This window comes from Nevskia sp. (assembly GCF_051860985.1).
Taxonomy (GTDB): domain Bacteria; phylum Pseudomonadota; class Gammaproteobacteria; order Nevskiales; family Nevskiaceae; genus Nevskia.
The window spans coordinates 14,290-29,377 of record NZ_JBIMKV010000008.1 but is presented as its reverse complement, the minus strand read 5'-3'; the positions used below and the strand labels follow the sequence as shown (position 1 = coordinate 29,377).

Annotated in this window: 24 protein-coding genes; 22 read left to right on the top strand and 2 right to left on the bottom strand. The window is 65.9% G+C overall.

The genetic code is table 11. The features are described from left to right. The first annotated feature begins 1 nt into the window (after window position 1). The 11 genes from ACTIGJ_RS09600 (at window position 2) to ACTIGJ_RS09550 (ending at window position 7,463) form a co-directional block, all read left to right on the top strand. Window positions 2–484, top strand: a complete 483-nt coding sequence (locus tag ACTIGJ_RS09600; RefSeq protein ID WP_439640088.1) for a holin family protein — start codon at window positions 2–4, stop codon at window positions 482–484. Then, window positions 481–864 carry a DUF2730 family protein gene (locus ACTIGJ_RS09595; protein WP_439640087.1) on the top strand — a complete coding sequence of 128 codons (384 nt, stop codon included), beginning with the start codon at window positions 481–483 and terminating at the stop codon, window positions 862–864. The genes ACTIGJ_RS09600 and ACTIGJ_RS09595 overlap by 4 nt, the downstream gene beginning before the upstream one ends. Then, the gene (locus ACTIGJ_RS09590; protein WP_439640086.1) at window positions 861–1,160 is read left to right on the top strand and encodes a VpaChn25_0724 family phage protein; all 300 of its coding nucleotides are present in this window, start codon (window positions 861–863) and stop codon (window positions 1,158–1,160) included. Before ACTIGJ_RS09595 ends, ACTIGJ_RS09590 begins: the two co-directional genes overlap by 4 nt. Beyond that, window positions 1,157–1,279, top strand: a complete 123-nt coding sequence (locus ACTIGJ_RS09585) for a hypothetical protein (protein WP_439640085.1) — start codon at window positions 1,157–1,159, stop codon at window positions 1,277–1,279. Before ACTIGJ_RS09590 ends, ACTIGJ_RS09585 begins: the two co-directional genes overlap by 4 nt. Further along, complete coding sequence (locus ACTIGJ_RS09580) at window positions 1,276–1,527, top strand: Acb2/Tad1 domain-containing protein (RefSeq protein WP_439640084.1); 252 nt, start codon at window positions 1,276–1,278, stop codon at window positions 1,525–1,527. Before ACTIGJ_RS09585 ends, ACTIGJ_RS09580 begins: the two co-directional genes overlap by 4 nt. A gap of 1 nt (window position 1,528) precedes the next feature. Then, window positions 1,529–1,729: a hypothetical protein gene (locus ACTIGJ_RS09575; RefSeq protein ID WP_439640083.1), complete on the top strand. Its 201-nt coding sequence runs from the start codon at window positions 1,529–1,531 to the stop codon at window positions 1,727–1,729. Then, the gene (locus ACTIGJ_RS09570; RefSeq protein WP_439640082.1) at window positions 1,726–2,286 is read left to right on the top strand and encodes a DUF3486 family protein; all 561 of its coding nucleotides are present in this window, start codon (window positions 1,726–1,728) and stop codon (window positions 2,284–2,286) included. Before ACTIGJ_RS09575 ends, ACTIGJ_RS09570 begins: the two co-directional genes overlap by 4 nt. A 1-nt stretch (window position 2,287) precedes the next feature. Continuing rightward, the gene (locus ACTIGJ_RS09565) at window positions 2,288–3,874 is read left to right on the top strand and encodes a terminase large subunit domain-containing protein (RefSeq protein WP_439640081.1); all 1,587 of its coding nucleotides are present in this window, start codon (window positions 2,288–2,290) and stop codon (window positions 3,872–3,874) included. Beyond that, window positions 3,874–5,427, top strand: coding sequence for a DUF935 domain-containing protein (locus ACTIGJ_RS09560; RefSeq protein WP_439640080.1), 1,554 nt, complete (start codon window positions 3,874–3,876; stop codon window positions 5,425–5,427). Before ACTIGJ_RS09565 ends, ACTIGJ_RS09560 begins: the two co-directional genes overlap by 1 nt. Window positions 5,428–5,429: 2 nt before the next feature. Further along, complete coding sequence (locus ACTIGJ_RS09555) at window positions 5,430–6,716, top strand: phage head morphogenesis protein (protein ID WP_439640079.1); 1,287 nt, start codon at window positions 5,430–5,432, stop codon at window positions 6,714–6,716. A gap of 225 nt (window positions 6,717–6,941) precedes the next feature. Continuing rightward, complete coding sequence (locus ACTIGJ_RS09550) at window positions 6,942–7,463, top strand: phage virion morphogenesis protein (RefSeq protein WP_439640078.1); 522 nt, start codon at window positions 6,942–6,944, stop codon at window positions 7,461–7,463. Window positions 7,464–7,470: 7 nt separating this feature from the next. Here the strand turns inward: ACTIGJ_RS09550 and ACTIGJ_RS09545 are convergent, their stop codons facing one another. Then, the gene (locus ACTIGJ_RS09545; protein ID WP_439640077.1) at window positions 7,471–7,785 is read right to left on the bottom strand and encodes a hypothetical protein; all 315 of its coding nucleotides are present in this window, start codon (window positions 7,783–7,785) and stop codon (window positions 7,471–7,473) included. 330 nt (window positions 7,786–8,115) lie between these two features. Here ACTIGJ_RS09545 and ACTIGJ_RS09540 point away from each other — a divergent pair, with 330 nt between their 5' ends. The 11 genes from ACTIGJ_RS09540 to ACTIGJ_RS09490 all read left to right on the top strand — a co-directional run bounded on the left by ACTIGJ_RS09540 (window position 8,116) and on the right by ACTIGJ_RS09490 (window position 14,964). After that, window positions 8,116–8,850 carry a BRO family protein gene (locus ACTIGJ_RS09540; protein ID WP_439640076.1) on the top strand — a complete coding sequence of 245 codons (735 nt, stop codon included), beginning with the start codon at window positions 8,116–8,118 and terminating at the stop codon, window positions 8,848–8,850. Between the two features lie 20 nt (window positions 8,851–8,870). Then, complete coding sequence (locus ACTIGJ_RS09535) at window positions 8,871–9,080, top strand: hypothetical protein (protein ID WP_439640075.1); 210 nt, start codon at window positions 8,871–8,873, stop codon at window positions 9,078–9,080. Window positions 9,081–9,363: 283 nt separating this feature from the next. Next, complete coding sequence (locus tag ACTIGJ_RS09530; protein ID WP_439640074.1) at window positions 9,364–10,362, top strand: phage protease; 999 nt, start codon at window positions 9,364–9,366, stop codon at window positions 10,360–10,362. Window positions 10,363–10,395: 33 nt separating this feature from the next. Further along, a complete protein-coding gene (locus tag ACTIGJ_RS09525; protein ID WP_439640073.1) occupies window positions 10,396–10,788 on the top strand; it encodes a hypothetical protein in 393 nt (130 codons plus the stop codon). Window positions 10,789–10,822: 34 nt separating this feature from the next. Beyond that, window positions 10,823–11,731, top strand: a complete 909-nt coding sequence (locus tag ACTIGJ_RS09520) for a Mu-like prophage major head subunit gpT family protein (protein WP_439640072.1) — start codon at window positions 10,823–10,825, stop codon at window positions 11,729–11,731. Window positions 11,732–11,737: 6 nt separating this feature from the next. After that, on the top strand, window positions 11,738–12,175 hold the full coding sequence (locus tag ACTIGJ_RS09515) for a gp436 family protein (protein ID WP_439640071.1): 438 nt from the start codon (window positions 11,738–11,740) through the stop codon (window positions 12,173–12,175). Between the two features lie 2 nt (window positions 12,176–12,177). Continuing rightward, the gene (locus tag ACTIGJ_RS09510) at window positions 12,178–12,717 is read left to right on the top strand and encodes a hypothetical protein (RefSeq protein ID WP_439640070.1); all 540 of its coding nucleotides are present in this window, start codon (window positions 12,178–12,180) and stop codon (window positions 12,715–12,717) included. After that, entirely contained in the window at window positions 12,714–14,183 is a 1,470-nt protein-coding gene (locus tag ACTIGJ_RS09505; protein ID WP_439640069.1) for a phage tail sheath subtilisin-like domain-containing protein, read from the top strand. Before ACTIGJ_RS09510 ends, ACTIGJ_RS09505 begins: the two co-directional genes overlap by 4 nt. A 12-nt stretch (window positions 14,184–14,195) precedes the next feature. Continuing rightward, window positions 14,196–14,561 (top strand): phage tail tube protein, encoded by a 366-nt coding sequence (locus ACTIGJ_RS09500; protein WP_439640068.1) that lies wholly within the window; start codon window positions 14,196–14,198, stop codon window positions 14,559–14,561. Continuing rightward, window positions 14,558–14,839: a phage tail assembly protein gene (locus ACTIGJ_RS09495; protein WP_439640067.1), complete on the top strand. Its 282-nt coding sequence runs from the start codon at window positions 14,558–14,560 to the stop codon at window positions 14,837–14,839. Before ACTIGJ_RS09500 ends, ACTIGJ_RS09495 begins: the two co-directional genes overlap by 4 nt. After that, the gene (locus ACTIGJ_RS09490; protein ID WP_439640238.1) at window positions 14,812–14,964 is read left to right on the top strand and encodes a GpE family phage tail protein; all 153 of its coding nucleotides are present in this window, start codon (window positions 14,812–14,814) and stop codon (window positions 14,962–14,964) included. The genes ACTIGJ_RS09495 and ACTIGJ_RS09490 overlap by 28 nt, the downstream gene beginning before the upstream one ends. Here ACTIGJ_RS09490 and ACTIGJ_RS09485 read toward each other — a convergent pair. Further along, window positions 14,903–15,085 carry a hypothetical protein gene (locus ACTIGJ_RS09485; protein ID WP_439640066.1) on the bottom strand — a complete coding sequence of 61 codons (183 nt, stop codon included), beginning with the start codon at window positions 15,083–15,085 and terminating at the stop codon, window positions 14,903–14,905. The two genes, ACTIGJ_RS09490 and ACTIGJ_RS09485, sit on opposite strands and share 62 nt — an antisense overlap. Between the last annotated feature and the right edge of the window lie 3 nt (window positions 15,086–15,088).

The window sequence follows — 15,088 nt, the reverse complement described above, 5'->3', positions numbered from 1 at the left end:
CATGGCCAACCTGATCGCGAAAGTGCTGGGCGGTACTGCTGGCGAAGTGGTGGACAAGATCGCCGCCGCTGCGGATCGATTCATCACCACGGATGCTGAACGCAACCAGTACCGCCTGGATGCCGAGAGGCTGCTGCAGGCGCGTGACTCCGAAATCGAGCAGACCCTGCGCGCTGAACTCGGCGCCCAGGAACGCATCCTGGTGGCTGAGCTGCAGCAGGACGACACCTTCACCAAGCGCGCCCGGCCTGCCGTTGTGTATGTCGGCTTAGGCGTGATCGTCTTCAACTACTCGGTGGTGCCAGTGCTCGGCTGGGCGTTCAACACCACGCCGCCGCAGTTCAGCTTGCCGGAAGAGTTCTGGTACGCCTGGGGCGGCATCCTCGGCGTCTACAACCTCGGCCGCAGCTTCGAGAAGCGGGATCGCCGCATCAAGGCCCAGAGCACTGTGCAGCCGGTTCGCCTGATCGGGGAGCGGCCATGAGCATGGAATGGATCAAGCTCGGCTGGGAGATCGCCATCACGCTGATTTCGGGCGCAGCGTTCCTGGTCGCCTGGTTCGGCCGCCGTGACAAGGCCCACAAGAAGGCGGTCGAGGAAGTCTCTCAAGACTTGGCGAAAAAGACCCTGAACGAAGCGGCCCGCTACAGCGAGCTGCGGCATGAGATTGCCGACGTACAGGCCCGCATCAGCGTGGTGGAAGAAAACATCAAGCACCTGCCCACCGCCAACGATCTGCATTCCCTGCAGAACGCCATCGGCCAGTTGGCGGCAGGCATCGGCAGGTTGGAAGGTGCCCAGCAGGGCGTGATCCGGCAAGTGGATCTGATGAACAGCTACCTCATGCGGACGGAGAAGGTATGAGCTTTCGCGAACACCTGCAGGCCGATCTGCGCCTGGTGCTGCTGCGCGTGCTGGAGTGCGCGCCGGGCTACGAGTGCAACAGCAGCATCCTGCAGCGATCGGTCGAGGACTACGGGCACAACCCCAGCCGCGACCAGGTGCACACCGAACTGAGCTGGCTTGCCGAGCAAGGCCTGGTCACGCTCGAAAAGCCGGTGGCCACCGTCGTCGTCGCCACCTTGACCGGCCGGGGCCAGGACGTGGCGAAAGGCCGCAGCAACGTGCCCGGCGTCAAGCGGCCGGGGCCGAGCGCATGAACATCCGCCCCGGCCAGATCCTGGTGTTCCCGCTTTTGATGCTGCTGATCGTGTTGCTGCTGCCAGTGGTGGTGCTCGTGCACGCGATCGAGTGGCTTGCCCCTGAGTGGATGTCGTGACCAGCAAGGAGAACGTGTCGATGGAAACCATTACCCAACCGAAGATCACTGGCTATCGGCAACTTAACGAGGCCGAAGCCGCCCTGATGAATGAGATCAAGGCTCGCGGCGTAGAGCTCGGTGAACTGGTCAACAAGCTGCGCACTACTGCTGGCCTCGATCAGCGCTGGATCAGCATCGGCTCAACCGACCTGCAGACCGGCCTGATGGCGCTGGTCCGTGGCGTAGCCCAGCCAACCACCTTCTGACATGCACCGCATCCTGACAATGCTCGGCCTGCTGCTGATCGCCTGGGGCCTATCCAGCGGCTACACCCGGTATCGCATCGCCCAGACCTGTCTCGATGCCGGTCTGTTCGCTGTCGAGGAGCGGGCCTTCGTCTGCGTTCCGGTCCGCGTGGATTCGCCTGAGCCTGCTGCCCCACGACCTTCGAAAGAACGCGCGACGTGAGCCGCAAGAGCAGCATCTCCACGCTCGACCCGGCGATCCGCACCGAGCTGGACCGGCTGCTCAAGGATGACCGGTTCACGTTGGAACAGATCGCCGCGCACCTGCGCCAGCTGGGCGCCCAGGTGTCGCGCAGCGCCCTCGGCCGGTATCACAAGCGATTCGAGGAATCCGGCAAGAAGATCCGCGAAGCACGTGAGGTTGCCGCCGTGTGGGCGGAGCGGCTGGGTAACGAGCCGCAGGGCGACATCGGTAAGGTCGTCATGGAGCTGCTGCGCACGCTGGCCTTCGACGCCACCATGCAGCTCGGCGAAGAAGGCAACGCCGAAGTGCAGATCAGCGGCAAAGAGATCGGCGCGCTCGCGCTGGCCATGCAACGCCTGGAAGCCGCCAGCTCCCTGAGCCTCAAGCGCGAGCAAGCATTGCGACAGGCCGCTGCCGAAGAGGCCGCCAGCCTGGTCGACGCCGTTGCTGCCGAAAAACCGGCCGGCCTGACGCCGGAGGCGGCCGAGGAAATCAAGCGCCGCATCCTCGGCATCAAGTCTGGCGGCGGGTCCTGATATGGCCGCTGCCTCGCCACTACTGCCCGTGAAAAGTGTGCTTGCCGACGCGGCCGAGGTGTTCCTGGGATATCAGGCGCGATGGTCGGCCGACGACTCACCGGTCAAGATCATCGAGAAGTCGCGCCGCATCGGTCTGTCCTGGGCGGAGGCCGCCGATTCCACGCTGCTCGCCGCGAGCCAGCAGGGCATGGATGTCTGGTACATCGGCTACAACAAGGACATGGCCGACGAGTTCATCCGTGATTGCGCGGACTGGTCCAAGCACTATGCCTTCGCCGCGTCGGCCATCGAAGAAGGCGCCGAGGTGTTCAAGGACGGCGACGAAGAGAAGTCGATCCTGACCTACACCATCCGCTTCGCCAGCGGATGGCGCATTACCGCGCTGTCGTCACGGCCGTCCAACCTTCGTGGCAAGCAAGGCCGCGTCATCATCGACGAAGCGGCGTTTCATCCCGATCTCGCCGAGCTGCTCAAAGCGGCCCTTGCGCTGCTGATCTGGGGCGGCCAGGTGCATGTGGTGTCGACCCACAATGGCGAAGAGAACCCCTTCAACGAACTGATCAAGGAAGTCCGCGCTGGCAAGCGGCCGTACTCCCTGCATCGGGTCACCCTGGACGACGCCCTGGCAGACGGCCTGTACCAGCGCGTCTGCCAGGTGCGCGGCCTGCCTTGGACGGCCGCAGGCGAAGCGGCCTGGCGCGCGCAGCTGGTGGCGCAGTACGGCAGCGGCGCGGACGAAGAACTGTTCTGCATCCCCAGCAAGGGTGGCGGCATCTGGCTGCCACGCGCGTTGATCGAAGCGCGCATGGCGCCGGTCGAAGCACCGCTGAAGATCATCCGCTGGCAGGCGCCGGACGGCATGGATCTGTGGGCGGACTATCTCATCCAGGAGGAAATCACCGCGTTCTGCGAGCGCGAGCTGATACCTGAACTGGAACAGCTGGACCCCGAGCTGGCCAGCGGCTTCGGCCAGGACTTCGCCCGCCGGGGTGACCTCTCGGTGATCGCCCCTTACCAGCTCACCCGCAATCTGGTGCGCCGGTTTCCGTTCCTGGTCGAACTGCGCAACGTGCCGTTCAAGGCCCAGGCACTGATCCTGTTCTACATCGCCGACCACCTGCCGCGCTTCTCGCACGGCATGCTGGATTCGACCGGTAACGGTGCTTACCTCGCCGAGGTGGCCCAGCAGCGATATGGCGAAGCGCTGATCACCCGCGTCCATCTTTCCGAACCCTGGTACCGGGACAACACGCCAGCGCTTAAAGCAGCCTTCGAAGACGGCTCCATCCTGCTGCCGCGTGATGTCGAGGTGCTGAACGACATCGCCACCTTCCGCCTGGTGCGGGGTGTTGCCCGCATCCCCGACCAGCGCGCCCAGGACAAGGACGGCAACAAGCGCCACGGCGACGCCGGCATTGCCGTGCTGCTCGCCTACGCCGCCAGCCGCCACGACCCCTACCAGCCCGCCACCTACGAAGCGGTGCAGGCGCAGTCCAGTGATCGCGGTGGCCACCTGTTCATGCGGCCGGACCAGGACGAAGACCGCCCGGAGCCGCGCGGCTTTCATCACCACGGAGTCATCTGATGGGCCAATCCAGAATCCTCGGGCCAGACGGCCAGCCGATCGAAACGGCGGACCTCAGCGAAGAGATCGCACGCGGCGGCGTCACCGGCGTGCGTTCGGTCTGGCACGACAGCGTGGCCCGCAACCTGACGCCAGCCAGGTTGTCGGCGCTGCTGGAAGACGCCGCCAACGGCAACGCCGATGAATACCTCACGCTGGCAGAGGAGATGGAAGAGCGCGAACTGCACTACGCCTCGGTGCTCGGTACGCGCAAGCGGGCAGTGTCGAGACTGCCGTGCACGGTGGAATCGGCATCTGACGATGCCGACGACGTGCGCATTGCCGACGACGTGCGCGAACTGACCCTGAAGCCCGGCTTCCGGCTGTTGCGCAAGGACATGCTCGATGCGCTTGGCAGGAGCTACTCGGTGCACGAAATCGTCTGGCAACGCGGCGCGAAGTGGCTGCCCCAGTACGAATGGCGCGACCCCCGCTGGTTCCGGTTCGATCGAGAGACCGGCCGCGAGCTGCGTCTGAAAGACCCGCAGGCCCCCATCGACGGACTGGCCCTGCAGCCGTACAAGTGGATCGTCCACCGGCCCAGCCTCAAGACCGGCCTGCCGATCCGCTGCGGCCTGGCGCGCCTAGTCGCTTTCGCCTGGATCTGCAAGGCCTACGCCCAGAAGGACTGGAACGCATTCGCCGAAATCTTCGGCTTGCCCCTGCGCATCGGCCGCTACGGACCAGGTGCCACGGCCAAGGACATCTCCGTGCTCCGGCACGCGGTACAGAGCCTGGGCAGCGATGCCGCCGCGATCCTGCCCGCGTCGATGTCCATTGAGTTCCATGAGGCCGCCAAGAACGGTGGCGGCGATCTGTACGAGCGGCTGTGCGATTACCTGGACCGGCAGATCAGCAAAGCCGTGCTCGGCCAGACCATGACCGCAGACGCCCAGAAGACCGGGCTCGGCAGCAACAACGCGTCCGTCCACAACGAAGTCCGCAACGACATCCGAGATGATGACGCCCAGGATGCCGAAGAGACGCTGAACCGCGACCTGGTCGTTCCGTACGTCATCCTCAACTACGGCCCGCGCAAGGCCTATCCGCGAATCACCTTCCCGATCCGCGAGCCCGAGGATCTGGCGGCCCTAGTCAAGAACGTCACCGCCCTGGTGCCGTTCGGCCTGCAGGTGGAAGAAAGCGTCATGCGTGATCGCCTGGGCTTCCCGGAGCCAGCCGAGAATGCCGTGCTGTTGAAAGCGCCCAGCAGGCCCGTTGCAAGCCCGACGCAAGAGCCCACCGAACAAGCGCTCAACGCGCGTCAATCAGCCCCGCTGAACACGCCCGATCGGCAGATCGCCCGGCTGGCCGCGCAGGCGGACCCGATCGTCGCCGAGCTGACAGCGCCGATCGCGGCCATCCTCGCGGCCTGCAATTCGTTCGAGGAGTTCCGTGAGCGCGTCACCGATACCTACCGGGAGCTGGACGACCGTGCACTGTCCGCGCTACTCACCCAGGCGCTGACGGCCGCACAACTCGCCGGCCGCTACGAGTTGCTGCTCGGCGTCTGACCGTGGCCGCGTACGGGAGCCTGCCCTTCAAGGAGCAGATCGACTTCTTCCGGGACAAGCTCAATCTGCCCACGAAGTCCTACACCGACATCCAGGGAGCAGCTCACGACCAGGCATTCGTTGTGGCCGGGGCCATGAAAGCCGACCTGCTGGTGGATCTGCGCGCTGCCGTTGATCGCGTGGTGTCCAGCGGCGTGGGCTTCGACGCATTCAAGGCGGATTTCCGCAACATTGCCGCCAAGCATGGCTGGGCCTACAACGGCGGCGCCAACTGGCGCGCGCAGGTGATCTACGAGACCAACCTGTCCCAGAGTTACAACGCCGGCCGCGAAGCCCAAATGGCCGATCCGGAGCTGCGCAAGCGCCGGCCCTATGGCTGCTACAAGCACTACCAGAGCCCGAACGAACGCCCGGAGCATGCAGCCTGGGACGGTATGGTCGTGCTGCTCGACGACCCCTGGTGGGACACCCACAGCCCGATGAATGGCTGGGGCTGCAAGTGCAAGAAGTTCATGTACAGCCAGGCGGATGTCGAGCGGCGCGGCCTGAAGGTCACGCGCCCCGTGGCCGAGCCGCTGGAAGACCGTGTGATCGGTGCGCGCAGCGGCAACCCGCAGACCGTACGCGTGCCACCAGGCATTGATCCGGGCTTCGACTACACCCCCGGCAAGTCGACTCTGGGCAGGCTCGCCGAGCGCGGCCTGGGCAGCACGGCCCGGCTGCCGGTGGTGCCGGGCGCGGAAGCTTCAGCGCAGATGATGGCGCCGCCCGTCGTTCGCCGCGCCCTGACAACGGAGTTCGGTGCCTGGACGGATCAGGTACTGGCGGTCCAGCGGCCGGGCAACGTCGCATTCAATCTCGGAGCCTTGACCCCGAAGATCGTCGAATTACTCGGCGCACGTGGCCTGGTGCCCGAGTCGGCAACCATCTCCATCCTCGACAAAGACCTCGGGCATGTATTCCGGGATTCAAAGCCGCCGACCCGCGCCGGCCTGCCGAAGAAGCCGAGCCTGGAAGACTTCAAGCGCCTGCCCGAGCTGCTCGATCAGCCGCGCGCGGTGCTGCTGGACCAGAAAGCGAACCGCCTGATCTACGTCTTCGATCCAGCCCCGGCCGGCCGGCGCAGTGCCGGCAAGATCGTGGTGGAAGTGAACTACGTTCTGAAGACAGCGGCAGCCGGAAAGATCAAGACCAATTCGGTGCGTACCGTCACCCTCACGGAGACCATCAGCCTTGAAAAGGAAGTGGCAGCCGGCGTGCTTGAACTGGTTGTGGGGAAACTGAGATGAAGCCAAGGGCGGACGCCACTTCCGCCGTGCAGGTGGTTGGAATTTTGCCACCCGAGCCGGAGCCGGCGATTTCCCGACCGTCATGGCTTCACTTGCAACCTACCACAAGAAGCTCAGGGTGGACGCCACTCCCACCGTGCAGGCGACCTTGCAGTCCCCCGAGCCGGAGCCGGCGATTTCCCGACCGTCAGAGCTTCGCCAACAGATTACCACCGGAGATAAGCCATGGCCGGCGCACTGATTGAACTGGATCTGTCTGGGCTCGCCGCCGCCGAAGCGATGCTCGCAGAATACCAGCGGCTCATCGCCTCACCCAGACCACTACTCAAGGACATCGGTGAATACCTGCTCGAGTCCACCGATCAACGCTTCGATCGCCGCGAAGCCCCGGACGGCACACCCTGGGCAGCGGTCAGCCCCGAGTACGCAAACTACAAAAGCCGGGGCCACGATCGCCAGCGCAGCGCCAGCACCGGCCGGCTGCTCAAGCAGAAGCCCGGCAGCCGCGCCACCCAGCGCAGCGGCGGCAACCAGAACCCGGAAGACATCCTTGAACTCACCCGCGACCTGCGCCGCCTGATCCGCTACCAGGTCAACGGCAGCGAGCTGCTGGTGGGTACCGATCGCGAGTACGGTGCCACCCACCAATTCGGGCGCGGCGGAATCCCGGCGCGGCCGTTCCTCGGTGTCAGCGCCGAGGACGAGCGCGAGATCGCCAGCATCGTCCGCAAATACCTGCAGCTTTGAAGCCCCCTCAACGCAATACCGAGAACAGACTGATGACCGCCAATACCAGCAACGCCGCCGTCGAACCTGTCAGCGGCGCATCCCGCAACGGCCCGAACATCACCCAGCCGATATTGCCGAACGACACCGTACCCACCAGCCCGCCCACCCAGAACCGCCATCCGCGCGCCTGCGTGTACTGGTCGCTCGGCACGCTCGCCATCCTGCTGTCGCTCGCCGGCATCGGCCTGCGCGCCTTGCTGGTGGATGACACGATCTTGATGATTTCGGCCACCAGTTGCATGGTCGCCACCAGCACCGCCAGCGCCGCTTGCAGAGACATCGTTCTCTCCTGGTTCGGGATGACCGCCGAAGGCTAGCGCAGTGGCAGCACGCCAGCCGTGACCCGCGCCGCGCTTGACAGCAGCACCATGACAAGAGCATTTTGGTTGCGAGGACTGAAAACCTTGCTCAAAGCGGTAAGCCGGCCCCGTCAGTCATGCCGGCTTTGTTGTGCCCGTCGATTTATGGTCGGGAGGGCGGCAGCGATACAACACCGGACCCGTCCGGGAAAACTGCCCGCCGTCTTTGAGCGGTTTTCAGCCTCCCGACCGCCTGCTTCCGTGGCTGAAAACACGGATGCGGGTTTCCATCTCACTCAAAGGGGAACCTCGTGACAATCACCAACAGCCTCACCACTTCGGCCGAGTTTTCGGGCCTGATTTTTACCATTCACGATCACAGCGGTTCGCGCTGGATCACCTCGACCGATGTTGGCAAAGCGCTTGGGTATGCGCAGCCAGATAACGTCACCCGCGTTTACCGCAATCACGCGGATGAATTCACGGCAGGCGACACCTGCACTTCCGTTTCGGAAGTCCAGGGTCAGCGACGCGAAGTCCGCCTGTTCTCTGCCACCGGCTGCGTGCTGTTGAGCATGTTCGCCAACACGCCGCGCGCCAAGGATTTCCGCGCCTGGGCCAAGCGGGTGCTGGCCCAGCCGGCGGCGGTGGCCCCGGTGGCCACGCCGTCGAGCATCGAACACCACCTGGCGGAAATCAGCCGCCACATGGCCAGCCTCACGGCGGTCTCCGCCCAGCAGGCGCGCAAGCTGGAAGTCACCGGCCGCTACATTTCCCTGCTGGAACTGAACCAGCGCGGCAGCGTCAAGGTCACGCCGGCACTGGCGGCGGAAGTGCACAGCCTCTCCGCCCAGGGCATGCCGCAGGCGGATATCGCCCGCCTGCTGCGCACCAGCGCCACTACTGTCAACCGCTTGCTCAAGGGCACCTATCCCAGTACCCAAGCCCTGCCGGGCGGGGCGGCGCTCACCCCGCTCAGCGTGGAAACTGCGCTGGAACAGGCCATTGCCAGCGAAGCCGCGCGCCTCACCGGCGGTGCCCGGTGAGCGCCGCCCTGAGCCCGGCCATGAGCCCCGGCGAAGCCTATGACGACCTCACCACCGTGGCCAGCTACTGGCGGCTGATCTACGGCCTGGCCGGCAGCAACGCCGGCAAGCTAGACGCCGTAGACGGTGACGACCTCGCCCTGGTCATGTCCGAACTGCTCGACCGTCAGGACCGGGCACTGGCCATCATCAGCCCCGTGATCCACCAGCGCCGCCACCCGGCGGCGTGAAACCGCCCACGCCGTAGCCACCAAGGCCCGCTCATCGAGCGGGCCTTTGTCGTTCCGGGCTTCCGGCCGCCGCAAACGGCCCTGTGGCGCGCGCAGGCGGTATCGGGCACGCTGGCATGGCGCGGAATGGCACGCGCGTTTTGCAACGGGTTTGCAACGCTTTGCAACGGGGTTCCGCCCGCCTGTTGCTCCGCAGCCATTCGCGCGCGCGAGTCGGCCCGCCCGGGAACTCAGTCGCAGCTGCGAAACCCCGGCCAGGGGCCGCCGCTTCGACACTGGCGGCATGTCGAAAGCCCGCCGCCTTACCGCCCTCTGTTTTGCACTGCCTGCCGGGGCTACGGCTGAGGCCGCTCCGGCGCGCATCCCCGTCATCCCGGCGCCGGACGCCCAGGGCCGCATCGTTGGGGCCGACGGCCGCCAGTGGCGTCTCAGCCGTCCTGCCCAGGTTGCCGCTTCGGCGACCCGGCCCATCCCGATCGACGAGAACCACAGCACGCAGCTTGCGGCGCCGGCCGGCCAGGCGGCGCCGGCCTTTGGCTGGGTGAGCGGCCTGGCCGTCGATGCGGACGGTGGCATCAGCGGCCCAGCCGATTGGAACCCTCGCGGGCTCAACGCTTACGCCAACCGCGACTACCGCTACCTCTCGCCGGTCATCGAATTCGATGCGGCCACGGGCGAGATCGTCGGCGTCAGGAGCGTGGCCCTGACCAACAACCCGAATTTTCCCAGCCTGGCGCTGAATGCCGCACAAGCGGCCGGCGCCCTCGACGAGACCCTGCCCATGCCTGCCCTCAACAAACTCCTGCAGCTCCCCGACGCCGCGAGCGAGGCCGACCAGGTCATCGCCGTGCAAGCGCTGATCGACGCCAAGGCCACCGCGCTGAACGCCGCCAGCCACCCGCCGCTGGACAAGTTCGTGCCGCGCGCGGACCACGAACTGGCCCTGAACACGGCGAACCAGGCGCGCACCGCCGCCGAAACCGCGCTGGCCACCGAGCGCAAGACCCGGCTCGATGCCGAGACCAACAGCCTGATCGAGCAGGCGCTGCAGGACGGAAAGATCACGCCCGGCACCGTCGAGTACCACCGCGCCAACTGCGCACGGCAGGGCGGCCTGGATGCCTTCCGGACCTACCTGTCCACCGCACCCGTCGTCGCGCCTGAAAGCGCCGCGAAGGGGCAGCTGCAGAAGACCGGCGTCGCGCTCAACGCCGAGCAGCTGTCGGCGATGACTGCGATGGGCGTCGACGAAGCCGCCTTCCGCAAGGCCAACGGCCTCTAAGCCCTCACCCATCCACGTCACCGGAGCAAGCCCATGGCTGCACTCACCGCTGGCCGTCGCGTGTTTACCCGCCTCGGCAACTTCCTTTCCGTCGTCATGGCCGCAGGTGCCCAGGGTTTCCAGGGTGGACTGGCGGCGCTCAACCCCGCCGGCAACGGCGTGGCGGCATCCGCCAGCAACACGCTGAAGGTGGTCGGCTGGTACTCGGTGGACGCGCCGGCCGGTACCACGGTGGATGTCTGCAAGGACATCGCGCCGTTCTCCAACTCAACCGCCGGTGATGCGATCTCCAAGGCCGACATCGGTGCGGACTGCTACGTGGTCGACGACCAGACCGTGGCCAAGACCAGCAACTCGAACGCCCGCCCGCGCGCCGGGAAGGTGTTCGACGTGGACGACTACGGCGTCTGGGTCGACTTCCGCTAATCCGCAAACCGCCCCTTTACCCAAGAGAACTCCAATGCCGAAAGTGACCGTATCGCCGCAGCTGATGACGGCGATCTACCAGGGCTACAAAACGATGTTCAACGCCGGCCTCGCCATGGGCGACCGGTTCTGGACGGATCTCGCGATGGTCGTGCCGTCCGGCGACAGCCAGGAGGTCTACGGCTGGCTCGGCCAGAGCACCGGCTTCCGCAAGTGGATCGGCGATCGCATCGTGCAGAGCTTGATGAGCTACGACTTCACCATCAAGAACGAGCACTACGAGAACACCGTCGGCGTCAATCGCGACCAGATTGAGGACGACAAGTACGGCCTGCTCGGCGTCGTGTTCAAGCAGATGGGTGTCGATGCCCAGCAGCATCCGGACACGCTGATCTGGGAGCTGATCAAGGCCGGCACCGCCACGCTCTGCTACGACAAGAAGCCGTTCTTCGCTGCCGACCACCCGGTGAGCGATGCCAAGGGCAAGAACACGCCCACGGCCAACCTCACCACCGAAGCCGGCGGCAAGCCGTTCTGGTACGTGGCCGACAACAGCAAAGTGCTGAAGCCGGTCATCTGGCAGACGCGCAAGGATTACGACTTCGTGCGTGCCGATGCGCCGACGGATTCCACGGTCTTCATGCGCAACGAGGCGGTGTACGGCATCGACGCCCGCGTCAACGCCGGCTTCGGCCTCTGGCAGCTGATGCAGGCCAGCAACCAGGATCTGACCGCCGCCAACTTCAAGGCGATCCGCACCCGCATGCGCGGCATCAAGGCCGACAACGGCCGCCCGCTGACCATCAAGCCCACGCACATCTATGTGCCGACGGCGCTGGAGTCGGCGGCGGAGTTGCTGTTCAACCGCGACCGGATCGACGGCGGCAGCTCCAACGAGCTGTACAACGCGGTCAAGGTCGTGGTCTGCCCGTACCTCGATTAAGCCGAAATGGGCTACTGCACCCGCCAGGACATCCTCAACCGCGAAGGCGCCGACGCGCTTTTCGCGGCTGCGGATCGCGATCGGGACGGCCAGACCGATGTCCTGGCCGTGGACGCCAAGATCGCCGACGCCTCGGCAGAGATCGACACTTACTTAAGCCTGCGCTACCCGCTACCGCTCAACCCGGTGCCGCCGGTGCTGGTTCGTCTGTGCGTCGACATCACGCTGTACCGCCTGAGCCTGTCCGCTGACGCCCTGACCAAGGAGCTGCGTCAGCGCTATGAAGACGCGGTATCGCTGCTGAAGAAGATGGCCGAAGGTCTGGTCGGCCTCGGCGTCCCGACCACGCCCACCGCTGACACCGGCGGCGAGGTGAAGGGCGGCGAAATCCTGGTGTCCTCGAATCCCAGGATCTTTAGCCGCCGTAGCCAGGCAGGCCTGTGACCGTGGATCTGCTCGGCCACCGCGATGCCATTGTCGAGGCCTTGAGCGGGCTGCTGCCATCGTCTGTAACGGTCAGCGGCATTCCTGGCCGGTTCGATCTCGCCGAACTGGAGCGCTACGCCGTGAAAGCTCCGGCCGTGCTTGTCGCCGTGCTTTCCGGTACCGGCGTCGACGATCGCGGTGATGTCAGCCCCAAGCTTGAAGTGGCCGGCTACGTGCTGACCAAGAACGGCCGTGGCGGCGTCGCGGCGGCAACGGGGCTCAAGCTGGTCAGCGTCCTCTTGCACGTCATACGCGGCCGGCAGCTCTCGCCCGAAAGCCAGACCGCCACCGGTCTGGCGTTCCGCAACTTACACAGCACCGGCCTGGGCGAAGAAGGCGTTTGGCTCGCCGCCGTGACCTGGTCGCAAGTCTCGCCGCTCACGCAAGAAGCCGACGACACGCTCACCGACTTCCTTCGCCTGCAGGCGACCTACGACCTCGCGCCGGCGGACGCCACGCCCGAGGCCACCAACCTCATCAACGTGCGAGCACCCGCATGAACATCCAGTTCAACAGCGTACCGGTCAATTTCTATACGCCCGGACAATACGTCGAGTTCGATTCCAGTCAGGCCGACACTGGCACGCCAACGATCCCGCAGAAGATCCTGCTGATCGGCCAGATGCTCGCGACCGGCACGGGCACCGCGAATGTCGCCACGCTGGTCAGCAGCGCCGATGCCGTGGCGCTGCTCGCCGGGCGCGGCAGCATGGCCCACCACATGGCGCGCCAGCTGTTCGCTTCGGCCACGGTCACTCCGGTATACCTGCTCGCGCAGGCCGATGCGGCCGGCGCCACGAAAGCATCGCGCCAGGTCACCATCGGTGGCGGCGCCACCGCCGCCGGCGAGCTGGACCTCTACGTCGGCGACACCCGCTATGCGCTGGGCGTTGCCACCGGTGCCACCAGCGCGCAGATCGCCACCGCAATCGTGGCCGCGATCAACACCGATGCCGATCGCTATGTGGATGCCGTCGTCGACGGCGCCAACATCAGCCGCGTGAATTTCAGCGCGCGGCACGGCGGCATCGACGCCGGCCGAGTGGAGGTGACCCTCAACCGCTACGACGGCGAGCGCCTGCCGCTCGGCATCACCGTCACCATCGCTGCCCTTGTCGAGGGAACCGTCAACCCGTCGATCGCCGCCGGCATCACCGGCCTCGGAGAAGCCTGGTATCCCACCGTCGTCATGCCGTACACCGACGGCGCCAACCTGGCCTTGCTCGACGCCGAGCTTGCGGACCGCTTCGGCCCCCTGCGACAGATCGAGGGCTATGCGCACGTCGGCCGCAGCAGTGACCAGGTGACGCTGCAGGCCCAGGCGGCAGCGCGCAATTCGCCGCATCAGTCGCTGATCGACTGCGCGGACGTGCTGACGCCTGCCTGGGCTGTGGCTGCGGCCGTCGCGGCCGTCGATGCTGCCGAACCGGACCCCGGCCGACCGCGCCAGACGCTCGCATTGCCGCGTGTGCTCGGCCGCGTGGCCACCGGCCGCCGTACTCGCGTTGTGCGCAACCAGCTGCTGGCGGCCGGCGTGTCGACTCTTGTGGTCGACGACGCTGGCGTTGTGCGGATTGAGCGCCTGACGACTACCTACCGGCTGAACGCCAACGGGCTGCCGGACAGCAGCTACTTCGACACCGAATCGCTGCACCTGCTGGCCAACCTGCGCTACACGCTGCGCGTTCGCTTCGCCAACAAGTACCCGCGCCACAAGTTGGGAAAGGACGGCAGCCAAGGTCCGAACGTCATGACCCCGAGCACCGCGCGTGCCGAGGCCATCGCGCTGTACCTGGACTGGATGAGCCTCGGCTGGGTCGAAGGCGGAGCCGCGTTTGAGCAGTTCAGGAAGCAGCTGCGCGCCGAAATCGATGGCACCGACCCCAATCGCCTGAACCTGCTGCTGCCGCCTGACCTCATCAACCAGCTGCGCACCGTCGCTGCGCAGATCCAGTTCCGCCGTTAAGAGGACTTCCACATGGCTTCACGAATCCTGGGCCGCGCCACCATCAAGGTGGATTCGCGCGTGATCCTCTCCAAGCGCGGCAGCACGCTGGATATTGGCGGCGTCAAGCGCACGCCCGTGGTCGGCGCGCTGAAGGTGCATGGCTTCACCGAAGAAATCATGGCGCCGATGCTCGATGTGAAGATCACCCAGACGCCGGGCTTCGGTCCGGAACAACTGCGCGCGATCGCCGACGCCACCATCGTGTTCGCAGGCGATGACGGCATTGAATACACGCTGGTCGGGGCGTTTACCACCGACGTGCCGAAGCTCAGCGAGAACGAAGGCGAGATCGAAGTGCAGTTCTCGGCAATCGAATGCGTGCGGAGCGCCGGATGAACCCGACCACCGCCACCCGCATTCCGCTCGTGCATCCGATCCAGCACGGCGACAAGACCATCACCGAACTGGTGATCCGCCGGCCGAAGGCCCGCGACTACCGCCTGATCAAGAAGCTCGACAACCCGTTCGACATGGTGCTGGACATGGCCGCAGCACTCACCGACCTGCCGGCCGCCGTGATCGACGACCTCGACGGCGTCGATGACCTGCCGAAGCTCATGCAGGTGGTGACCGGTTTTTTGGACGGATTCCCCGAAATTGGCCGGACGTCCTAGGCGACATCGCCGCGCACTTCCATTTCCCGCCGGCCGCGCTGTGGGAGATGGACGCCGACGAAATCAGCTTCTGGCATCACCAGGTGCTGCGGATTTCCGCGATGGCTTCCCCGCCCACGCGCTGATCAGCGGCCACAACAGCCACAGGCCATAGCCGGCCAGCACCGGCTCCGGCCACGGGGTCAGCACCACCAGCGGCAGGAACAGCAGCGCGGCAACCAAGCCTTGGGAAACGTCACGAACCATGAG